This is a genomic window from Amnibacterium sp. (genome assembly GCF_025463795.1).
Classification (GTDB): domain Bacteria; phylum Actinomycetota; class Actinomycetes; order Actinomycetales; family Microbacteriaceae; genus Amnibacterium.
In genome coordinates, this window is the sequence record NZ_JAODBE010000172.1 from 1 (window position 1) to 19,954 (window position 19,954).

A 19,954-nucleotide genomic window follows, 5' to 3' on the forward strand; every position below is an offset into this window, starting at 1 on the left:
CCGCCAGGTTTGACCCCTCGGATCCGCTTGTTTCCGGGGTTTTCGCCGCCGCCCGGCGCAAAATCCCCCACAAATCCCCCACAAGTCTGTGGGCCCTCACCTCTTCGCGGCGGGCCGAGACGGCGTCGAGGTCATCGTCGAAGAGGTCCGCGTAGGTGTCGAGTGTCATCGCCGCGGAGGCATCGCCGAGCAACGAGCTGGTCGCGAGTCTTGCCGATGCATTCGATCGCGAGGGTGTCGACGAGGAACGGCGGGACGGGCACGCTCCGCGCCTCGTGCATCTTCGGCGTGCCGACGAAGATCCTTCTGGCCACTTTGACGGCGTTCTCCTCGATTCGAGCGCGGCGCCGCGTGAGGTCCAGGTTCCGCACCCGGAGCCCAGTCGCCTCGCCCCACCGCGTGCCCGTGTAGGCGAGGAACTGCACGAGTGTGCCGTGCGTCTCGGCGAGGGTGACGAGAAGTTCGACCTGTTCCACGGTCAAGTAGGCGCGAGCCCGTCGTCCCTTGCGGGGCAGGAGCACACCGCGGACTTGTATTGCTGATGATGCGACGGTCCCGCATCGCAGTGTCGAGGATGCCGGCCAGGCGCCCGTGTTGCGCGCCGAGTTCCTTGAGCCCGACACGGGTCTCTTCATCCACATCGCGGACGGTCGGTGCTGGCTTATGCCCTCCTCAGAGCCCGAGGGCCTTCGCCTTCGCGGCGTCGTAGTCCTGCTGTGTGATGAGCCCGGCATCCAGCATCTGCTTCGCTCGTGTGAGGACGGCGACCGGGTCGTCCGCGGCAGGAGCGGCTGTCGGCGTGGCTGTCTGGGCTGCCTGAGCGCTGTTCGCCCCGACCCCCGGAACCGGCTGCTGCAGCGCGCCGAGCCCGGTGGCCCCCGCGGCGAGCCCGAAGCCGAGGATGCCGCCGGTGCCGGCGTTCTCGCCGGCTGACTGGAACCCCTGAGCCACCGATGCCTGCAGGTTCGAGTTGCCGCGGGCACCGGAGAGCGCGTCCGCGCGCTGCACGGTCCTCAGCAGCTCGCGCGTGTTCGGGTCGTACTCGATCGAGACGAGGGCGACCTGCGTGATCTCGAGCCCTCGGCTCGTGCGCCACTGGTAGTTCGTCTCGACGGCGGCCGACAGGCTCTGCGCGAAGCCGATCGAGTCCTGCTGGATCCGCGTGATGCGGTTTCCCTTCGCGGGATCGTTGGTGTACATCGAGAACGCAGGCGCGAGAGAGCCGACGACCTCGGTGAAGAGCTGCGTCGCGGCGTCGTTGTCGAGGTCGGTGAAGTCGAAGACCCGGCCGCTCTGCAGGAAGGCCGCCGGCATCCAGTTCTTCACGAACAGGATCGGGTCGACGATCTTCAGCGTGTAGGTCCCGCGCGTGATCGCTCCCACCTGAGCGTTCAGGTAGGCGTCGTCCCAGTAGATCTCGGATTGCGTGCCGAAGCGGTTGTTCGGCAGCTCCTTCAGCGTGACGAAGAACGCCTGCTGCTGCGACTGAGGCCGACCACCGAACTTGAAGCGCTCCCAGGAGGTGGTGATCAGCGAGCCGACGATGTCGCCATCGGAGAAGATCCCCGTCGAGTCCTGGGCCTGCGAGTCCCACTCGTATCCGCCGGGCTCGGACGCGAAGCCGGTGATCGCGCCGTCCTCCATGAGCACCAACCCGTACCCCGCCGGCACGATGATCTTCGACCCGTTCGTGATGACGTTGTCTGACGCTCCGGTGTTGGACCCCCGACCGGCGTTCGTGCCCCGCGGAACGGCTGGGAAGACCGCCGCGGTCGGCCGAAGGCCGCCCGGGATCGTGTAGAAGTCCTTCCACTGGTCGGCGAACGAGCCGCCGACCGCTCCGAGTGCTGCCTTGAACAGTCCCACGTGGTCACTCCTTGCTCGCTCATGAGAGCGCACCGAATGATGCCGGGCGCACGAGGGTGTTGTCGATAGGGGAACCCCAACCCGTGCGCTCCGCCGGACCGGATCGCAGCCGTTGATCCCTGACCTCCACCTCACTAACGTCATCGCTGTCAGGTCGGACGGCAGGCCTCCGGCTGCCACACCAGGCTCCCGCTGCACGCAGCACCCGAGAGGTCGGCCATGGAACTCATCGTCTGCAGCTGGTGCCGGCTCAACAACGCGCCCGATGCCATTCAGTGCGCCACCTGCGGCGCCCCGCTCGACGCGGACGACAAGGTGTCGGACTCGGGGTGGCGTGAGGCCCCGCGGCTGCGGGACATGGAGAAGTTCAGCTTCTCCGGGTCCACGCTGCAGGTGGAGGGGAAGTACGTCCCTGTCGCCGAGATCGAGCTGCACCAGAACGATCGCGTGTACTTCGAGCAGCACACGATGCTCTGGAAGGATCCGCACGTTCCGCTGTCGCAGTACAACCTGCCGGCAAGGCGCCGGGCGCACGGCATGCCCTACTCCGTCCTGACTGCAGGCGGCGCCGGGCGGATCGCCTTCTCCCGCGATGCGCCGGGCGAGCTGGTGGTGATGCCGATCCATGCGGACACCGAGCTCGACGTGCGCGAGCATGCGTTCCTGCTCGCCTCGCATGCGGTCGACTACACGTTCCAGCGCATCAAGGGATTGGCGAACCTCCTGCACGGCGGAAGCGGCATGTACCTCGACCGCTTCTTCGCGAGAGGTGAGCCCGGGATGCTGATGCTGCACGGCAACGGGGACGTGCTGCAGCGGACGCTCGGGTCCGATGAGCGGATCCTCGTGGAGCCGGGTCGTTTCCTGTACAAGGACGCGTCGGTGGCGATGAACACCTTCGCGATACCCGGCCTCAAGGTCGGACTGCTCGGCGGCAAGATCTGGGTCGCGGAGATGGTTGGGCCCGGCCGGGTCGGAATCCAGTCGATGTACCACCACACCAGCTCGGAGGACTGAGGCGGCCATGAGTGGCGAGCAGCAGCCGCCCGCAGGCTGGTACGACGACGGTCGGGGTGCGAGACGGTGGTGGAGCGGTCGGGACTGGACCGACTACGTGTGGGACGCGGCACGCGGGGAGCAGCGCCTCCAGCCGCTGCAGGTCCCGACGGTGGGGAATACGACGAGCGCGGCGGCTGCGAGCACCGACGCCACGGCCGCCGGGTCTGGTTCCTCGGCAGCGAGCGCGGCCGCCGCGAGCGGCGTCTCCGCGAGCGCTGCGGCCGCTGGCGAGACCACGACCGCCGCCGCATCGATCCCGGCGGGCAGCTACCGGTGTCCGTACTGCCGGAGGACCAGCGCGCTCGGGCTTCGTGGCGAATGCCTCTCCTGCGGCGCGCATGCACGGGTGCAGGAGATCGTGTCCGATTCCGGCTGGGAGGAGCTGCCGGGTGCCGAGGACATGGCGCACATCCAGATCGGACGATCCTCGGTGCAGATCGCGGGCGACTATGTGCCGATCGCCGAGTTCACGTTGATCGACGGCGATGCGGTCTGGTTCCCCCACCACAAGTTGACATATGCCGAGGAGCGGGTGCAGCTCGGCAAGTACGCCGACGGCAACGGCTTCCTCAACCGCGCTCGGGCGGGGATGACCGTGTCGTTGCTGAGCGCTCGGGGCCCCGGGCGGATCGCGCTGTCCGACAACCACATGGGCGAGATCGTGGCACTCCCCATCGACGACGGGCACGGCTACTGGGTGCGCGATCACGTCTTCCTCGCCGCGACGCCGACCATCGCCTACCGGCCGCACAAGAACAACCTGTGGCTGAAGTTCAGGAAGGACAAGGGCAAGGAGACCGAGTACGAGGTCGAGTACCCCCTCGGCCAGTACGACGAGCTGTTCCACGCCCAGGCCGGACCCGGACTTCTCGTGCTGCATTCGCCCGGCAACACGATGTTCCGCGACCTCGGGGCCGGAGAGACCATCAGGATCCCACCGCAGGCGCTGCTTTACCGCGACCTCTCGGTGACGCCCTACCTCGTCGCGGAGTACCCCTCGACGGTGGGGTGGCGCTCGTGGTTCACGACGCAGAGCTACGAGAACCGTCACCTTTGGCTGTCCCTGACGGGACCGGGTCGGGTCGCGATCTCGTCCAAGTACGAGAAGGAGCACGCCCACCCGTACCCCATCGTCGATGGCACGGTGCAGTTCCACCGCTGGTGATCCTCAACGACATGATCGGCAGCGGTCGCGGTGCGGAAGGCCACGCCGATCACGGCGTGACCATGCGGCCTCGGGACCATGAGCGATACCCATGGCCTGAGACATCACCAGAGCACCGAGCGGGGCCGGAGCCCCCACAAAAACCCCACAACTCTATGGGGGCCCCGTGTGGAGCGGTCATCGCAGGAGACCCGAGACCCGCATGATTCCGGGCTTTTCAGGCCTCGTCGGCGCCCTTCCGGGGCACTCATTCGGGTTCGAATCCCCCATCCTCCGCCCCGTTCGACTCCTCGGATCCGCTCATTCGCTGGAGCGACGTTGTTACCGCGGGTGCGGTCGGCGCAAACGCGCTGCTCCAGGAACTAAGGGCGACGGCCCTTCGCCGGTGACGGGCCGTGGGCCAGTGGAGTGCTTGACGGCGACGGTCGCACTCTTCATCTGCAGGCCGACTGGGACCACATCCACGGCTTCGCCTGCGACGGTCCGCATGAACGCACCACAGTCCCCAGACCTCCGCGAGGGTCACGATCACCGTTCGGGGGTACGCCGCACCACCTCCTCCAAACACCGCCTGCGCCGGCGTAGGTGCGCCGTTGCAGGGCACGACGGTGCTGCTCTCCGCTCCGTTGGGCTCCCGTCCGCTCATCGATGGCTCCGCCGGTACGCGGAGGACCGTCCTCAGCGACAACAGCATCCCGACCGCTCACCGCATCCCCGCCGGCTACACCGCCGCGCCCATGACCTGGTCGGACGAGGGCAACAACGAACGCGTCGCCACCCGGGTCTGGAACCGCCCCGCCGGTGGGACAGCGACACCAAGGACGTTCCTTCGGCTCACCGCCGGGATCCTGACGACCTACTTCACCTTCGCCGGCCCCGCGGGACCCGGGGGACCCGGGGGACCCCAAGTCGGCACGACCTCGATCCGAGGTTCGGCGGCGAAGATCTACGAGAGCAAGGCGGTCGATCAGATCGTCACCACGGTGCGGTGGACGAGATCGAACGGTCAGGAACTCACGCTCGAATCGTTCGGCACACCGCAGGCGCACCTGTCGACCGTGACACTCCAGGCAGTCACGGAATCAGTGTTCTGACTCCGCGCGGGTCGGATCTGATGGAGGTCGGTCCCCCGCCCTCCCTGCGCTATTTCGAGCCCTCCTCGAAACCGCACCAGCCGGCCGCGGCCCCTGGGGCATTCCGTACATCGGCACGAACCAGTTCGAGAGGTCCTGTCCCTAGACGGATCCATGAGGACGGCGGTGATGGGGGCAGCACTCCGCGCTGAATGCGGGGCACCGCCAGTCCGCCGCTGTTGCGGCGTCGCGTGGCCGGCCGGCCAGGGCCCAGCCACCGTCTCGCCCTACCCTCGGGTTCGTGCTGCAAGTGACACCGAACGGCTCGTGGGGGAAGGACGTGCACCGCAACCTTCCGGTCTCGCTCGACGAGGTTCTGGAGGATCTGGAAGGGTGTTTCCGGGCTGGCGCGAGAGGGGTGCATCTCCACCCGCGCGACCATGCCGGGGCCGAGACGCTGCTGCCCGCGGTCGTGAACGAGACCTCCCGACGCGTCCGGGAAGTCGCTTCCACTGTCGGCATCGCCGTCGAGATCGGGCTGACGACCGGGGAGTGGATCGAGCCACAGCTCACCTCACGCACCGCGATGATCCGCGAGTGGGAGGGAGTGGACTGCGCGACCGTCAACCTGTCCGAGCACGGTTTCGAGGAGGTCATATCGGCCATGCTCGACAATCGGATAGGAATCGACGTCGGTCTCTGGGCGCCAGCAGAACTAGCCCGACTCGTCCAGTCCGGGCTGCTGCCGAGCGTCCAGCGGATCAGCATCGAACTGGATCCGGGCGAGCCCTACTTCCTGCAAGGCCCGGCCACCGACGTGGCCCAAGAAGTCAACGACGGGCTCGACGCTGCCGGGTCGTCATGCCCGCGACTGACGCATGGCATGGGCGACTGGACATGGCCGCTGGTCGAGGACGCATTCCGGCGAGGGCACGACACGCGCGTCGGCTTCGAGGACTCCTTGCTGATGCCCGACGGAACGACAGCCGACAGCAACGCGCAACTCGTGCGAGCGGCGCTCGCACTGCAACAGCGGATCCTCAAGTAGACACTCGACCGGGCCGTCGCCCACGCCGGCACGACCAGCAAGAAGGGCCGGGTGCCGTCTCGAGCAGCCGATCGATTCCGAGCGCGGGTGCTCGCCGAAGCGGCTAGAGAGCGCGCCCTCGTCGCTCAAGGAGCTTTGAGAGCTTCTCGCCGAAGCGATATGCGAGTCCGATCGCCATGGCACTCAGGCGCTGCGGTTTCTTGGAGAAGATCGAGCACGACCTGGCTGCGGGTCCCACGAGTCCGCAACAGCGAGAAGGTCGCGCCGGGTCGCCACGAGCACCAGTCCGTCCCGCAGGGGAAGGCGCGTCACCTCGCCGCTTGCTATCGATCCCTGACTCGAGGACGGATCGCTAGATGGAACAGCTTCCTTTGCCGATCGTCGCCTTGATCGGTGAGCCATCGGCCTCGCTCGTCAAGGTGCAGACCTTTGGGACAACAATCGTAACGCTGTGGGTGTGAACGTGGATCGTCTCCGTGTCGCCAGGCGCAAGGTTGGCGCTGCCGACCTGCTTCTTGTCGCTGTCGAGCACGTCAATTCGGTAGGAACTCGCGGTCAACGTCGACGAGAACTGGACCGTTACCGTCGTTTCGGCAGAGGGTGACGACGAGCATGCCGTCAGCCATCCCAAGGCGACGATCACCGCAGCCGCAGCGATCGGCACCCGACCTGCGGCAACGGTGCGTGGTGACATGGCTGGACGATAGCGCTGTCGTTGACGATCCTCAGTAGAACGCGGAGTTGCGACGCGGAGACGCCGATGCCGATGCAGCGAGCGGCCGGTATGCAGACGAGGCGGCCCACACTCAGCGGTCGGTAGCGCCTCCGGAGCACCACGAGATCGTCGCCGTCGGGCCTGCCAAGCGTTGTCACAACTCGTGCAGGGACCCGGGCGGTACCTGAAGGACCTCAGCGGGCGCATCCCCTCACCGTGAAGCGCTATACCGCCCAGGAGAGGCCGAGATCCGCGGGCTCGGCCGCGTCCGCGGCGCGGCTTGCTTTGCGCCGCCTACCCTGTCTCTTGAGTCAGGGAGAGCATGCTGGGGAAGCGCCTGTCTCCGGAGGGGTGGGATGCGCGCTGCGGTGGCCCTGTCTCTGGCGCTGACCTTCGCGCTAGCGGGCTGTAGCGCTGCGAACGACGACCCGACGATCACCGGATCGCAAAGCGTACGCCGACCCGTGGTGCCGTCGGATGGCACTGCCCAGCAATCTGCTGAGGGAGTCGCCTCGCCCGCGGCCACTGGGCTCGAGCTGGCGGATTTCAGCAGGGTGAACAGGCAGACGATCCAGCGGAATCGCCGCCTGGATGGGCGAACCTTCATCGACGCGCTGGTCGCTGCGGGGTTCCGCAGAACGGCCATGGAAGTCACGGAGGACCGCACCACGATCGGGCTAGCTGCCCCGTCGGTGCAGTTCTCCGTTCTGTGGAGGGGCGCCTGCCTGCTCGGACAGTACGGGCCGGAGTCCGGCGGGTACCACGCGATGGCCGCCTCTCCCGTGGCCGGGAAGTGTCTGATCGGCAAGACCCGTCGCATCGACTGGTGAGTCGCCGGTTCACCCGCCGACGTTCGGTCGCGGTCCCGGTCCCGCCTGGAAGTGGACGAGGGTCCCGTACGCGATCTCGCGTTCCTGCGCGTTGTACGGCGGGTCGCAGGTGGTCAAGGTGATGAGACGGGCGGTCGGCGCCGTCCCTTCCTGCTCGGGCACGGGCTGGATCACACCCACCTCGCTCGGCTGCACCCACTGAAAGTTCCTGAATCGGTAGGTGTACCAGCCGTCCTCGGTCTGGATGTAGATCAGGTCGTCGAGGCGCAGCTTGCCCACGTCCCGGAAGGCGTCCCCGTAGCCCGTGTCGTGGGCAGCGATGGCGAAGTTTCCGACTGCCCCGGGCATCGCCGTGCCGGGGTAATGGCCCACCCCGGCGTTGAAGCTGTTCAGGATCGTCGGTTCGTCGACGCCTTCACGGATGACCCGCCTCCACGTGGCGCCGAAACGGGGGATGACGACCACCGCGACCGTCCGGCCCAACCTCGGCTCCCCCTGGACGGGGATGCCCTGCCCACCGCCCCGGCCGCTCGGGGGCGGTCGGGATGACACGGCGGACCAGCCCTTCGACTGGGCGGCAGCGGCCCGCTCCTGCGCGGACGCAGCCAGGGGGCTCACGACCACGGTCTGCCACCCGACGCTCCCGGCGACAGCCAGCCCGAGGCCGATCAGCACGACCCCGGCGCTGGTCAGCAGCCAACCCTTGCCGCGTCGCTTACCCCCGCCGGTCACCCGACCTCCGATCGATGCTGCCTCCAGGCCGGGCATGCGGGGACTTCCCTGGGCCGCGACGGACCGGATCTCCCAACACGAGAAGGTCTGGAGCGCGTATCAGTGGCGACTGATGAATGCGGCGCGGCGACGAAGCCAAGTCCGACGAAGTGGCCCGATACCCACGAGCAGTGAGCCAAGTGCCAGCAAGGCGAGCGCGACGGACAGTTGGGGCCTGACGTCGCTGCCGGTCGTTGCCAGGGTGCCCGACGTCCCCGGGCCGGGGCCGGCCGTCGGCGTGGTGGTGGGGGCGGTGGTGGGGCTCGGCGTTGCCGTCGGACTCGGCGTTGCGGTCGGGCTCGGCGTCGCGGTCGGGCTCGGCGTCGCCGTCGGACTCGGCGTCGCCGTCGGACTCGGCGACGGGGTCGGGATCGGCGCGCCGGACGAGTCGGTGAGGGCGCATGAGGGGGTGGTGATCTGGTTGCTGTCGAGGGTCACCGCCGCGCTGCGGGCGAGCAGGCGTCCCTCCACGGTCGCATCGGTCGTCGCCGTGATCGATTGGTCCGCCATCACCGTTCCGATGAACGCGCTGCCGGTGCCCAGAGTCGCCGAGCTGCCGACCTGCCAGTACACATTGCAGGGGTTGCCGTTGACGACCGACACCTCGCTGTTCGAGCCGGTCACGAGAGTGGTCCCGGCTTGGAACACCCAGTACGCGTTCGGATCTCCGTGGCCGTCCAGAGTCACCTTGCCGGTCAGCGCCATGCCAGACGTCGCGTTGTAGACACCGGGATCGAGGGTCAGACCTCCGACCTCCGGGTACTGGCTGGTACCGCTCGCGCCCAAACCCGCCGCCTGCACATAGGCGGATGTCAAAGACGTCTGCGCGTCGTCCGCCGTCCCATCCGCGGCGTGGCTCGTCCCGCCGACCTGACTCGATTGGAGACCGGTGATCGCAGTACCGGGAGAAACCCCGACGTCGCCCCATACGTGGGTGGCGGCGCCGGTGAAGGTCGGCGCGTTGGTGACCGTCGAGCCCGCGAGCACCGAGAAGGGCTGGGCGGCGCCCAGGTAACCGGTGCTGCCCGGCAGGCCGGCTGCGTCCGCCTGGGACGAGGCGCCGGCGGCTACGATCAGCCCGGCAACCAGCAGTCCCGTACCGGCGACCGAGGCCCCTGCCCATCCGCGGCCGCCGTACGACTTCAATGCCTGTACCCGCGCTGTGCGTGACATGGTGCCCCCAAGAGTTCCTGGGGACCATCTCACGGAAACAGGCGCTTCCCAGGGGATCCACGCCGCTCAGCCCCGCACTGGGGGTGGCTCAGCACTCGCGCGACGAGACAGTCGCGGAGATCGACGCGATCAACGACGGCATCCGGCAGATGCTCGACCTCCCCACCTCGACTGGGGTGCCGTGGTCACCCTGGTCGAGCTCGACATCTCCAACTGCCCGACAGCTTGCCGCAGCACTCGAGACGGTCATGCACCTTCCCGCGGCCTGAGAAGGCGTCAAGGAGGCCGGCAACCGCCGCGCACCTGCGGCCTTCGCCCCCGGAAGTGCGGCGCGGGAACTGGTCCGGGAGAAGAGTGCGGGGAACGGAATCCGACGTCAGCGCGACACGTGCCTCATGAGGAATTCCTCCGCCTCGGCGAGTGAGCCGCAACGGCGTTCGACACCGTCTCGGCGGCGCGCGATGTAGCCGTCACCATGCGTGGTGACTTCACCGAACGTCTCCTGCCGCGTCGGAGTGCGTCCGGCGGACATGACCCACTTTCCCTCTCCGGACGGGTGAAGGGAAGGCGCATCCTGGGACATGCTCGCAAGGCTGCAGCATCACGGCTGTTGCAGCAACCGTTCCGTCACCTGGGGGTTCTTCGGCCGCACCGCGACGGCCGTGTCCAGCGGCCCGCAGGAGCGGCGCCGCGGCCCACTACCTCCCGCGCATGAACTCGATGTACCGGCGGACTTCGTCCTCCTGCTCGGCCGACAGGGGCGGCCCGGCGTAGGTCAGGCGCGGGGCGGAGCCAGGATCGAGGTCGAGCGAGTAGGGCCTGGGGCCCAGACGCGCCACGCGTCGCAAGCTGGCGTCGAGCGCTTGAAGGCGCTGACGGTGATCCTGCTCCTCGTCGCCCAGCTCGTCCGCGACGGTCGCGACGATCGCGCCGAACGACGCCGCGGCCGAAGCGTGAGCCGCGCGCCCAGCCGCGGACAGGCCGACCAGGTAGGACCGCCCATCCGTGGGGTGAGCGAACCGCTCGAGGTGGCCACGATCGGCGAGCCGACGAAGGGCGGCGGACACCGTGGTGGGCCGCATCCCTGTCCACCTCCCGATCCGACCGGGCGTAGCGGGTCCGAAGCCTCGAAGGAGTGAGTAGAGCCCGAAGTCGTCGGCCGAGAGCCCCTCGTCGCTGAGCGCCGCATCGAGCAGCCCGGACACGACGTGCAGGAGCAGCCAGAGATCGAACAGCAGGGTCAGCCGTCTGGCCTCTGGGTCAGGCGTGGATGGTTCCATGCGGAGATGGTACTTGCACGCATTACCTCTTGCAAGTTCGCATCAGTTGGACTACCGTCCCCGCTGTCTCGCCCTCACGGAAGGAACAGGATGTCCGCTCCACTCCACGAGCCGATGCAGCCGCCGCATCCCCGGTCAGCGCCCGGCACACGATCGGGGCGCCTCGCGCACCTGACCGGGACCGTCGAGACGGCAGCGGCCCGGCCTCGGCTTCTCGTGCTGGCCCTGGCCGGCTTCGTGCCGTTCTTCGTCCTCTACTTCGGGACACGGCTTCCGTTCTCACTCCCCTCAGCCGCATCCGCCTGCGGCGGTCAGCCGATACTCGATCAGCGGTGGGCCTACACGGCCGATGATGTCGCCGGCTACCTGCGGACGTGCGGCGTCGCAGGACGCGAGGCGATACAGCGCCAGCAGGACGCCGACCTCCTCTACCCCGCCGTGTTCGGACTCATGTTGACCGTCTCGGTGGCGCTGCTGCTCCGCTCCGTGGTCCGGCGCGGCAGCTCACTTCATGTGCTCGTGCTCCTCCCCGCGGTGACCACGGCGGCCGACTACCTCGAGAACGTCGGCATCCGAACCCTGCTCGCGCTCTACCCTGCGCAGCCTCCGTTCGTACCGGCGCTGGCCCTCGTGACGGCGATCAAGCTCATCACGGGGTGGGCCTGCATGGCGGCGCTGCTCGGCCTCCTCTGCGCGGCGGGCGCACGATGGGGGATTCGCCGCGTGGCCTCCCGGCGCCATGCGGCAGAGCGATGAGGGCCTGCGGCCAGCACGCGAGGATCGACCGTGTGTGTCGGCGGTTCCGTCTCGGCGGGTGACCGATGGTCGGGGGCCGCGCCTCCCTACGATCTGGCTGTGCCCGGAGGACGACGGATCGCTGCTCGCTCGGCGCTCCTGTCCGTCTTCACGATGCCCCTGCTCATCCTCGGCGGCATGCTGGAGTGGCTCGTCCCCGCGACGAGCACCCATGCGGCAGGACACGCGATCGGGTTCGCCGTGCTGGGCGCGTACCCGTTCCTCTTCCTCTGGCTGGGAGCCGCCCTGCTCATCGCGCGGCTGGTGTCCCGGCTGCCGCAGACCTGGGCCGGGGCTCCCCTGCCCGCTCCGATAGCGGCGCTGCAGTGGGTGCTCGTCGCCGTCGCGCTGGTCGGGGGCATCCCGCTGCTCACCTTCGATCTCGCGCCCGACGTCAGCTCGGCCGCCGTCAGTGCGTTGACCGCCTCGGCCTTCCCGGTCGTGGTGATCGGTGCCTCCCTCGCCCAGCTCGCGCTCATCGGCCGGATCCCTCACGAGGCCGGACCAGCGCAGTCCTGGACGGCGGCGGCGATCCTCGGCCACACGCGGGGCGTGCGCATCGCCGCTGCGGTGTCGGCGACGGCCTGCACGGCGGCGACCGCGGCGTTCCTTCTCGAGGAGCTCCCCCGAGTCGTCTCAGGTCGGGTCGGCGACTACGGCGTGGTCCCGTTCGTCCTGCTGGTCGCGGTCCTCGCCGCCGGCCTACCGCATTCCTGGCTGGTCGCCGCGCTCGCCGGCCTCGTCCTCGTCGCTCATCCCGCGACGGGCCTGGGGCCCGCCCCGGCGGTGCTCGATGCCACCGCGATCGTCGCCGTCGCCGTCCCGGCAGCCGTGAACGCGATCCGCCTGGCCCGCATCGCCTCCTCCGACGAGTCGCTCCCCCGCTGGATCCGCCGCCACCTCGACCGTGCCGACAGTCGGCCGCACGGCTCGCCGCGCACCTGACGCCCGGGAGGGCGACGGTTCAGCTGCTGCGGCGCCGACCCGGGGTGCCCCGGACGCCGAGCACCAGCAGGACGAGGCCGACGACGGCCACGATCAGCCCGATGCCGAGCCACATCCCGCTCCCGGTCATGACGCTTCCCGGGATGAGGTTCGAGCCCTGGCCGACCCAGAGCGTACCGACGATCAGGGCGATCGCGCCGACCACGATCAGTGCGAGACGTACGCCACGGCTGTTCACGGGCTCACCGTAGCTCCGCACGGACCGGACGCTGCGCGCGAGCGACCCGATCTTCCTCTTGACATGCACCTGAAAGGCTGCATGATTAGAAGGGCAGCCATGCGGCTGCGTATGGAGGATCGAGTCGATGGACGACGTCTTCAAAGCACTGGCGGATCCCTCGCGCCGAGCCCTGCTCGACGACCTCAAGACGCGGGACGGTCAAACGCTCACCGAGCTCGCCTCGCGGCTCTCGATGGCCCGCCAGTCCGTGACCAAGCACCTGCACGTGCTCGAGGCCGCGAACCTCATCACGACGGTTCGGCGGGGTCGGGAGAAGCTGCACTTCCTGAACGCGGCGCCCATCAACGCGATCTCCGAACGCTGGATCCACAAGTACGACCGGGAGCGGATCGCCGCCCTCGCAGACCTCAAGACCGCATTGGAGCGCACCGCGATGACCGAATCCGACTTCGTCTACACGACCTACATCGAGGCTCCGCCGGAGCTCGTCTGGCAGGGCCTCACCGACCCGGCCTTCACCCGCCGCTACTGGGGCATGGAGTTCGAGACCGACTGGACGCCCGGTTCCCCCTTCGCCGTCCTGCACACGAACCGGGGCATCCGGATCGGCGACGACGAGATGGTGGTGAAGGAGTACGAGCCGTACTCCCGCCTCTCCTACACGTGGCAGACCTACACGCAGGAGTTCGCCCGGTCCCTCGGCCTCTCGGAGGAGAAGCGGGAGCACGCGGCCGCCGAGCCGCGGTCGACCGTGACCTACGAGCTGACCCCGCAGGGCGAGGAGACCCGCCTGACGGTGACCCATTCCGGCTTCCGGCCGGGCAGCGTCGTCCTTCCCGACATCAGCCGCGGATGGCCGATGGTCCTGTCCGGGCTGAAGACCTTCCTCGAGTCGGGCCGCTGGCAGCAGGCCGCTTGAGCGCGGCCACGATCCGATCGAGCCGGGTCTTGACGTGGCACTTGTTTTTCGCAAGTGTGAGCACGTTCATGTACCCGACCCCACGGAGACCACGATGATCTCGATGTTCGTCAACCTGCCGGTGACCGACCTGGAGCGCGCGAAGGCGTTCTACACGGCGGTCGGATTCACCATCAACCCGCTCTTCACCGACCACAACGCCGCCTGCGTCGTGGTCGAGGAGGACCACAGCTACTTCATGATCCTGGTCCGGGAGTACTTCCAGACCATGACGGAGCTGCCGATCGGCGACCCGGCGGTGAGTCCTGCGTCGGCCACGGCGATCTTCCTCGACAGCCGCGAAGCCGTGGACGCCGCGGTGGCCGCCGGCGTCGCCGCGGGCGGCGCCGAGGTCGGAGCGGCACAGGACTTCGGGTTCATGTACCAGCGTGGCCTCACCGACCCCGACGGCAACGTCGTCGACTTCGGCTGGATGGACCCGGTCGCGGCCGCGCAGGGCCCCGAGGCGTTTCTGACCCAGCAGCAGGCCTGAGGCCGATGGCCGCACGCGACTACGGGCAGTACTCCGGCATCACGCGGGCCATGGAGCTCGTGGGTGAGCGGTGGGCGCTGCTCATCGTGCGCGACCTGCTCGTCGGGCCGCGCCGCTACAGCGAGCTCGCCGCGGGGCTCCCCCGCATCCCGAGCAACATCCTGGCGGCGCGGCTCAAGGAGCTCCAGGCGGCCGGCGTCCTCCGCCGCGCGCCGCGATCGCGCGTCATCGTCTACGAGCTGACGCCGTACGGACGGGAGCTGGAGCCCGTGGTGCTCGCGCTCGGGGCGTGGGGCTTCAAGGCGATGGGCGAGCCCCGCCAGGAGCAGATCATCACGCCCGAGTCGATGACGATCGACCTCCGCACGGCCTTCCGGTCGGACGTCGCATCGGCGCTGCCGGCGACCGCCTACGCCGGGCGCTTCGGTTCGACCGAGCTGCTCATCCGCGTGGACGGTCGCGCGCTGGACGTCACGCCCGGCGACGGACCGGCCGACCTCGTCTTCGCGGCGGGGCCGGACATCCGCCGGCTGATCTCGGGCGAGCTCGCCGCCGACCGGGCGATCGCGACCGGGGTGATCGAGGTGCTGCGCGGTCCTGGCGGCCTCCTCGACCGCTTCGCCAGCACGTTCCACCTCGCGGCCTGAGGGATGCGGATCGCCGGGCGGCGTTGCGACCCCGTCGGTCGGCGTGCAGCCGAGCATCCGCCGCATCCTCACGGTTCTTTCCGGTCGGAGACGTAGCGTTCAGGGCAGCAGACCGTCGCCTTCCGTCCGCCGACGACCCGGGAGGCCGGGCACGTGGATGCGGCCGGAGCCCGGGGCCGCTCGATCGGGATCGGAAGGGACGGAGGGCGGCGCGTGGGCACCCTGACCTACGACGGCACCGTGATCGAGTTCGACGACCGCACGCTCACCCATCTCGAGATCGTCATCGTGCAGCGGTTCCGCACGGGCAACGGCGTGCTGCTGTCGTGGGTGATCCCCTCGCCGTGGGTGGCGGCCGCAGCAGCTTCTGGCTCACGCCGAACGCCCCCGTGCAGTTCAAGTTCGCGGGGTCCCGCGTGCCGGCGGTCGATCGCGAGTGGCTCCTGGTCCTGACGAAGGGGGCCGAGAGCGGAGCGGGGCTCGTCGTCTGCAACGCACGAGGCGAGCTCCTGCAGCCGGCGGCCGTTCATCACGTACTCCGGTAGCCGCCCGGGCGGCGACGACGATCGCTCAGGCGCCGCGATCCTCGCTCGTCATATCGCCGGTCGTCGGCGCGCCGGCCGGTCCGTAGCGCAGGAGGACCGCGCCACTGCCGGACACGACGGGTGGGGCGACCATCGACAGCCGGGCCGGGACCGCGCCATCGGGGAAGACCTTCTTGCCCTGCCCCAGCACGACCGGGAAGACCCACAGGGCGAGCTCGTCGTAGAGCTCGCCGGCGAGCAGCGTCTGCACGAAGTCGATGCTCCCGATGACGTGCACGTCCCGGTGCCGCTCCCGCAGCGCGCGCACCTCGGCCGCGATGTCGGCGCCGAGCCGCGTCGACCCCTGCCACTCCAGGGCGCGCGGCGACCTCGAGGCCACGTACTTCGGGATGCGGTCGAAGAGCCGGCCGATCCCGCCGTCGAGACCCTCCGTGTGGTGCGGCCAGTAGGCGGCGAAGATGTCGTAGGTCCGCCGGCCGAGCAGCAGGGCGTCGATCCCGGCGAGCCGCTCACCGACGGCCCGTCCCACGACCTCGTCGGTGACCGGCGCCTGCCAGCCCCCGAACCGGAATCCGCCCTCCGGGTCCTCGTCCGGCGCACCGGGCGCCTGGCCGACGCCGTCGAGGGTCACGAAGAGGTCGATCGAGATCCTGCCCGTCACAGCGTCGCTCCTTCGCGGATGCGCGACGCGATCGGCGCCGTCGCCCCGCACAGCCTAGGAGCGCCGGGCCGCCGGGTCGAGGGTGCGCGACGGTGCGGGCGCTGTCACCATGGCGGGATGGAGCACGTGCTCGGCATCGGCGGCACCTTCCTTCGCGCGGCCGACCCGGCGGGGCTGACCGCCTGGTACCGCGACACCCTCGGGCTCGACATGGATGAGACCGGCGTCTGGCGGCAGGACCCCGGCCCCTGCGTGTTCGCGGCCTTCGAGTCCGGCACCGACTACTTCGGCTCCCGGACGCAGGGGACGATGCTGAACCTCCGGGTCCGCGACCTCGACGCGATGCTCGCGCAGCTGCGCGCAGCTGGCGCCGACGTCGCGGACGACACGCAGGAGGCGGAGGGCCTCGGCCGGTTCGGCTGGGTGACGGATCCGGAGGGCAATCGGATCGAGCTCTGGCAGCCGGAGTGAGAGCGTCGCGTCGCGGCCGGCTGCGCCTCGCCGGACCCCGGCGCGCTCGACCGACCTCGATGCGCATCACGCAGTTGCTGGTGCCCTTCGGGCGGATGTATCGGAATCCGGACTGCTCGAACAGTGCACCAGCACCCGCCGAACACCCCGCCGTGCACCTCGACCATCCGGGCGAACGGGTCCCCCGCGTCGGGGCCGAGCGGGCGGATCGTCAGCTCGTCCATCGATCCGGCCCTCCCGCCGTGGACCGCGGACCGGCCCGGATCCGTCGAGGCTAGGAGCCCGCGCCGGGTAGCGCCATGCCCGTGTGCGCCTCGAGCGCCGCGACCAGCTCGTCCTGGAACCTCGGGTCCTGCGCGGCCGGATGCGGTGCGCGAAGCCGCTGATGGAACCAGTAGCCGCCGGTGCTCCGCGCCTCGGGATCGTCGCTCGTCGCGAGCCACTCCTGCGTCCGATGACCGAGCCGCAGGTCGTCCGGCGCGCCCGGTCCGCCCATCCGGGTCGGCACCCAACCCGGGTTCACGGCGTTCGAGGCCACGCCGGGCAGGCGACGCGCGATCGCGAACGCGAGGGCGGTGACGAACAGCTTGCTGTCCGAGTAGGAGCCGGAGCGACCGTGACCCGACCAGTCGATGCGGGCGAGGTCCGCGCGACCGCCGCGGTGCATGTCGCTGCTGACGTAGACCAGGCGCCGCGGCCGCGCGATCATCGCCGTGAGCACGAACGGTGCGACCACGTTCACCTGCAGGACGGCCGGGCCGCTGTAGACGCCCGCGTTATGGATCACGGCGTCGACCGGGCCGAGCGCGTTCACCTGCTGCGCGACCGACCGGGTCTCGCCGAGGTCACCGAGGTCGCCGGCGACGCCGTCCGCACCGCCGTCGAGCAGGTGCTGCACCGCGGTCAGGCGATCGCGGCTGCGGGCATGCACGATCACGTGGTGGCCGTCGTGGAGGAGGGTCTCGGCGGCAGCCCGGCCGAGGCCGTCAGCGGATCCGGTGATGAGGACGTGGGCCATGACGGCAAGTCCACCCCATTGCGACTCGACGGACGCCTCCAGAACTCGAACTCCTCCTGCTGCGCCCGCCCCCTGCACCGATTCGACGAGGGGGCGCGTCGGCGTGATGCCGGCGCCGCCCGCGACGAGCAGCACCCCGAACGCCCTACGAACCGCCTCTCGATGCGGCGACGGCCGCGGCGCACGTGCACGACGGGCCGGCGGGTGTCGCCGCCCGCCGGCCGCCGCGGCGGTCAGGCCGAGTAGGCGCCGGCCTCGATGTCCGCCACGAGGGTCGGCCCGGTCGGATCCCACCCGAGCAGCTCGCGGGTCGCCGCGCTCGTCGCGAGGAGGTCCATCGCGAAGAACCGACCGATCCACCCGAAGTGCTCCAACGCCTCGGTCGCGGGCACCGAGGCCACGGGCAGATCGAGCGCCCGACCGAGCGCCTCGGCGATGACCCGCGTCGGCACCCCTTCCTCGGCGACGGCGTGGACCCGCGACCCGGCCGGCGCCCCCTCGAGCGCGAGCAGGACGAGCCGCGCCGCATCCGAGCGGTGCACGGCCGGCCAGCGGTTCGTCCCGTCCCCGGGGTACGCCGAGACGCCCCTCTGCCGGGCGACCGCGGCGAGCACGGCGACGAACCCGTGGTCCCGTCGGCCGTGCACGGTCGGCGCGAACCGCACGCTGACCGGATGCACGCCCTGATCCACGAACTCGAGCGCGAGGTTCTCGCTGCCGCCGCGCGGCGCGTCGGGACCGTGGAAGGGCGACGCGTCGGCCTCGGTGACCGCGCGCCCCTGCGCCTGACCCGCGACGCCCGACGCGATCAGCAGCCGCCGTCCCGATCCCACCAGCGTCTCGCCGAGCACCTGCACCGCGTGGCGCTCCGCGGCGTCCGAGACGGCGGGGTTCGAGAAGTCGTGCTTGTTCGCGAGGTGCAGCACCGCGTCGGCGACCTCGGCTCCGGCCCGCAGCGCGTCCGGGTCGTCGAGGTCCCCTCGCCGCACCCGCACACCCTTGGCCTCGAGGGCGGCGGCGGACGCACCGGACCTCGCCAGCCCCTCCACCTCGTGGCCGGCCCGCAGCAGCTCGTCGACGGCCGCCGATCCGATCCAGCCCGATGCTCCCGTGACGAAGACGCGCATGCTGCTCCTCCTGATCCCACACCGCTCCCGATGTGATGTCTGTGACAGACATCACTCTACACGTGCATGTCAGCGGCTGACTTCACTACGATCGAGGCGTGGTGCGATGGGATCCGGGAGCGCGCGATCGGCTGCAGGCCGCAGCCCTCGAGCTGTTCGCGACCCGCGGGTTCGAGGAGACGACGGCGGCCGAGATCGCCGCGTCCGTCGGGCTCACGGAGCGCACCTTCTTCCGCCACTTCAGCGACAAGCGGGAGGCGCTGTTCGACGGGCAGCAGCGGCTGGCCGGGGCGTTTCTCGCCGGCCTCGGCGACGCACCGACCGGTACGTCGCCGATGGGGATGGTCGGCGCGGCGCTCGACGCCGCCGCCGCGTTCTTCCCGGACGAGCGGCGGTCCTACTCGCGGCAGCGGCAGCTCGTGATCTCACGCACCCCCTCACTGCTCGAGCGCGAGCGGCACAAGCTCGCGGAGCTCGCGTCGGCCGTCGGCGACGGGCTGCGACGACGCGGCGTGCCGGAACCCGCGGCGACACTCGCGGCGGAATCGGGCGTGACGGTGTTCGGCATCGCGTTCCAGCAGTGGATCGGGGAGGGCGAGCGGCGCTCGATGGCCGAGATCCAGCGCACCGTGCTCCGCGAGCTGGCCGCCGTCGCCTCGGCCGGCGCGGCCGGGGAGCCCGGCGGATCCTGACCGGTCGCGGCCGTGCGGGCGGCGGCCGCATCCGCTTGACTGGGCCACGAGCGAGGGACGTGATGACCCATGACCGAGCAGGATGTCGACGCGCTGGCGGCGGCGCTGACCGAGGACGGCGATCTCGACGTGAGCGCCGACGGAGACGACCTGCTGGTGCACGGTCGCCGCTTCGCGCGGGTGACCGATCAGGGCCTCATCGTCGATCTGCCGGCACGGCGGTCCGCCGATCTGCTCGACCGCGGCATCGCCGCCCCCGGCCCCGCCGACGAGCGCGCGACGGGAGCCTGGGTCGTCGTGGCCGACCGGGAGAACTGGCACGAGCTGGCCTCGGAGGCGCGGGACTTCGTCGGGGAGCCGCCGATCGGCCGGCAGTCCTAG

24 protein-coding genes are annotated in these 19,954 nt (G+C 70.0%); 15 read left to right on the forward strand and 9 right to left on the reverse strand.

Annotated features, from left to right (window positions below; genetic code table 11):
• Positions 1-155 precede the first annotated feature (155 nt).
• Complete coding sequence (locus tag JWQ92_RS16950; RefSeq protein WP_367276746.1) at positions 156-542, forward strand: hypothetical protein; 387 nt, start codon at positions 156-158, stop codon at positions 540-542.
• Positions 543-672: 130 nt separating this feature from the next.
• Here the strand turns inward: JWQ92_RS16950 and JWQ92_RS14705 are convergent, their stop codons facing one another.
• The gene (locus JWQ92_RS14705; RefSeq protein WP_297345212.1) at positions 673-1,866 is read right to left on the reverse strand and encodes an SPFH domain-containing protein; all 1,194 of its coding nucleotides are present in this window, start codon (positions 1,864-1,866) and stop codon (positions 673-675) included.
• Positions 1,867-2,085: 219 nt separating this feature from the next.
• On the opposite strand from JWQ92_RS14705, the gene JWQ92_RS14710 reads away from it, so the two are divergent.
• The 4 genes from JWQ92_RS14710 (at position 2,086) to JWQ92_RS14725 (ending at position 6,211) form a co-directional block, all read left to right on the forward strand.
• Complete coding sequence (locus JWQ92_RS14710; protein WP_297345213.1) at positions 2,086-2,883, forward strand: AIM24 family protein; 798 nt, start codon at positions 2,086-2,088, stop codon at positions 2,881-2,883.
• Positions 2,884-2,890: 7 nt separating this feature from the next.
• Positions 2,891-4,090 carry an AIM24 family protein gene (locus JWQ92_RS14715; RefSeq protein ID WP_297345214.1) on the forward strand — a complete coding sequence of 400 codons (1,200 nt, stop codon included), beginning with the start codon at positions 2,891-2,893 and terminating at the stop codon, positions 4,088-4,090.
• A 593-nt stretch (positions 4,091-4,683) separates the two neighbouring features.
• Positions 4,684-5,184 (forward strand): hypothetical protein, encoded by a 501-nt coding sequence (locus JWQ92_RS14720; RefSeq protein ID WP_297345215.1) that lies wholly within the window; start codon positions 4,684-4,686, stop codon positions 5,182-5,184.
• 280 nt (positions 5,185-5,464) lie between these two features.
• On the forward strand, positions 5,465-6,211 hold the full coding sequence (locus JWQ92_RS14725) for a 3-keto-5-aminohexanoate cleavage protein (RefSeq protein ID WP_297345216.1): 747 nt from the start codon (positions 5,465-5,467) through the stop codon (positions 6,209-6,211).
• A 352-nt stretch (positions 6,212-6,563) separates the two neighbouring features.
• Here JWQ92_RS14725 and JWQ92_RS14730 read toward each other — a convergent pair whose 3' ends face one another.
• Entirely contained in the window at positions 6,564-6,905 is a 342-nt protein-coding gene (locus tag JWQ92_RS14730; protein WP_297345217.1) for a hypothetical protein, read from the reverse strand.
• A 377-nt stretch (positions 6,906-7,282) separates the two neighbouring features.
• On the opposite strand from JWQ92_RS14730, the gene JWQ92_RS14735 reads away from it, so the two are divergent.
• The gene (locus tag JWQ92_RS14735) at positions 7,283-7,756 is read left to right on the forward strand and encodes a hypothetical protein (protein WP_297345218.1); all 474 of its coding nucleotides are present in this window, start codon (positions 7,283-7,285) and stop codon (positions 7,754-7,756) included.
• A gap of 9 nt (positions 7,757-7,765) precedes the next feature.
• Here JWQ92_RS14735 and JWQ92_RS14740 read toward each other — a convergent pair whose 3' ends face one another.
• From JWQ92_RS14740 to JWQ92_RS14750, 3 genes are all read right to left on the reverse strand, one after another.
• Entirely contained in the window at positions 7,766-8,488 is a 723-nt protein-coding gene (locus JWQ92_RS14740; protein ID WP_297345219.1) for a class E sortase, read from the reverse strand.
• A gap of 99 nt (positions 8,489-8,587) precedes the next feature.
• Entirely contained in the window at positions 8,588-9,700 is a 1,113-nt protein-coding gene (locus JWQ92_RS14745) for an ice-binding family protein (RefSeq protein WP_297345220.1), read from the reverse strand.
• Positions 9,701-10,398: 698 nt separating this feature from the next.
• Positions 10,399-10,980: a crosslink repair DNA glycosylase YcaQ family protein gene (locus JWQ92_RS14750; RefSeq protein ID WP_297345221.1), complete on the reverse strand. Its 582-nt coding sequence runs from the start codon at positions 10,978-10,980 to the stop codon at positions 10,399-10,401.
• A 90-nt stretch (positions 10,981-11,070) separates the two neighbouring features.
• Here JWQ92_RS14750 and JWQ92_RS14755 point away from each other — a divergent pair, with 90 nt between their 5' ends.
• Positions 11,071-11,736: a hypothetical protein gene (locus JWQ92_RS14755; protein ID WP_297345222.1), complete on the forward strand. Its 666-nt coding sequence runs from the start codon at positions 11,071-11,073 to the stop codon at positions 11,734-11,736.
• Positions 11,737-11,835: 99 nt separating this feature from the next.
• Complete coding sequence (locus JWQ92_RS14760; RefSeq protein ID WP_297345223.1) at positions 11,836-12,720, forward strand: hypothetical protein; 885 nt, start codon at positions 11,836-11,838, stop codon at positions 12,718-12,720.
• Between the two features lie 19 nt (positions 12,721-12,739).
• Here the strand turns inward: JWQ92_RS14760 and JWQ92_RS14765 are convergent, their stop codons facing one another.
• The gene (locus tag JWQ92_RS14765) at positions 12,740-12,958 is read right to left on the reverse strand and encodes a hypothetical protein (protein ID WP_297345224.1); all 219 of its coding nucleotides are present in this window, start codon (positions 12,956-12,958) and stop codon (positions 12,740-12,742) included.
• Positions 12,959-13,085: 127 nt separating this feature from the next.
• On the opposite strand from JWQ92_RS14765, the gene JWQ92_RS14770 reads away from it, so the two are divergent.
• From JWQ92_RS14770 to JWQ92_RS14785, 4 genes are all read left to right on the forward strand, one after another.
• Entirely contained in the window at positions 13,086-13,880 is a 795-nt protein-coding gene (locus JWQ92_RS14770; protein WP_297345225.1) for a metalloregulator ArsR/SmtB family transcription factor, read from the forward strand.
• Positions 13,881-13,974: 94 nt separating this feature from the next.
• Positions 13,975-14,412 (forward strand): VOC family protein, encoded by a 438-nt coding sequence (locus tag JWQ92_RS14775; protein ID WP_297345226.1) that lies wholly within the window; start codon positions 13,975-13,977, stop codon positions 14,410-14,412.
• 5 nt (positions 14,413-14,417) lie between these two features.
• On the forward strand, positions 14,418-15,059 hold the full coding sequence (locus tag JWQ92_RS14780; protein WP_297345227.1) for a helix-turn-helix domain-containing protein: 642 nt from the start codon (positions 14,418-14,420) through the stop codon (positions 15,057-15,059).
• 213 nt (positions 15,060-15,272) lie between these two features.
• Positions 15,273-15,512 carry a hypothetical protein gene (locus tag JWQ92_RS14785; RefSeq protein ID WP_297345228.1) on the forward strand — a complete coding sequence of 80 codons (240 nt, stop codon included), beginning with the start codon at positions 15,273-15,275 and terminating at the stop codon, positions 15,510-15,512.
• A 117-nt stretch (positions 15,513-15,629) separates the two neighbouring features.
• On the opposite strand, the gene JWQ92_RS14790 is transcribed toward JWQ92_RS14785, so the two are convergent.
• A complete protein-coding gene (locus JWQ92_RS14790) occupies positions 15,630-16,265 on the reverse strand; it encodes a dihydrofolate reductase family protein (RefSeq protein ID WP_297345229.1) in 636 nt (211 codons plus the stop codon).
• 117 nt (positions 16,266-16,382) lie between these two features.
• On the opposite strand from JWQ92_RS14790, the gene JWQ92_RS14795 reads away from it, so the two are divergent.
• Positions 16,383-16,736, forward strand: a complete 354-nt coding sequence (locus tag JWQ92_RS14795; protein WP_297345230.1) for a VOC family protein — start codon at positions 16,383-16,385, stop codon at positions 16,734-16,736.
• Between the two features lie 274 nt (positions 16,737-17,010).
• Here JWQ92_RS14795 and JWQ92_RS14800 read toward each other — a convergent pair whose 3' ends face one another.
• Together JWQ92_RS14800 and JWQ92_RS14805 are read right to left on the reverse strand one after the other, a co-directional pair.
• A complete protein-coding gene (locus JWQ92_RS14800; RefSeq protein WP_297345231.1) occupies positions 17,011-17,754 on the reverse strand; it encodes an SDR family NAD(P)-dependent oxidoreductase in 744 nt (247 codons plus the stop codon).
• A 233-nt stretch (positions 17,755-17,987) separates the two neighbouring features.
• Complete coding sequence (locus JWQ92_RS14805; RefSeq protein WP_297345232.1) at positions 17,988-18,881, reverse strand: SDR family oxidoreductase; 894 nt, start codon at positions 18,879-18,881, stop codon at positions 17,988-17,990.
• A gap of 98 nt (positions 18,882-18,979) precedes the next feature.
• Here JWQ92_RS14805 and JWQ92_RS14810 point away from each other — a divergent pair, with 98 nt between their 5' ends.
• On the forward strand, positions 18,980-19,573 hold the full coding sequence (locus JWQ92_RS14810) for a TetR family transcriptional regulator (RefSeq protein ID WP_297345233.1): 594 nt from the start codon (positions 18,980-18,982) through the stop codon (positions 19,571-19,573).
• A gap of 69 nt (positions 19,574-19,642) precedes the next feature.
• On the forward strand, positions 19,643-19,954 hold the full coding sequence (locus tag JWQ92_RS14815; RefSeq protein WP_297345234.1) for a hypothetical protein: 312 nt from the start codon (positions 19,643-19,645) through the stop codon (positions 19,952-19,954).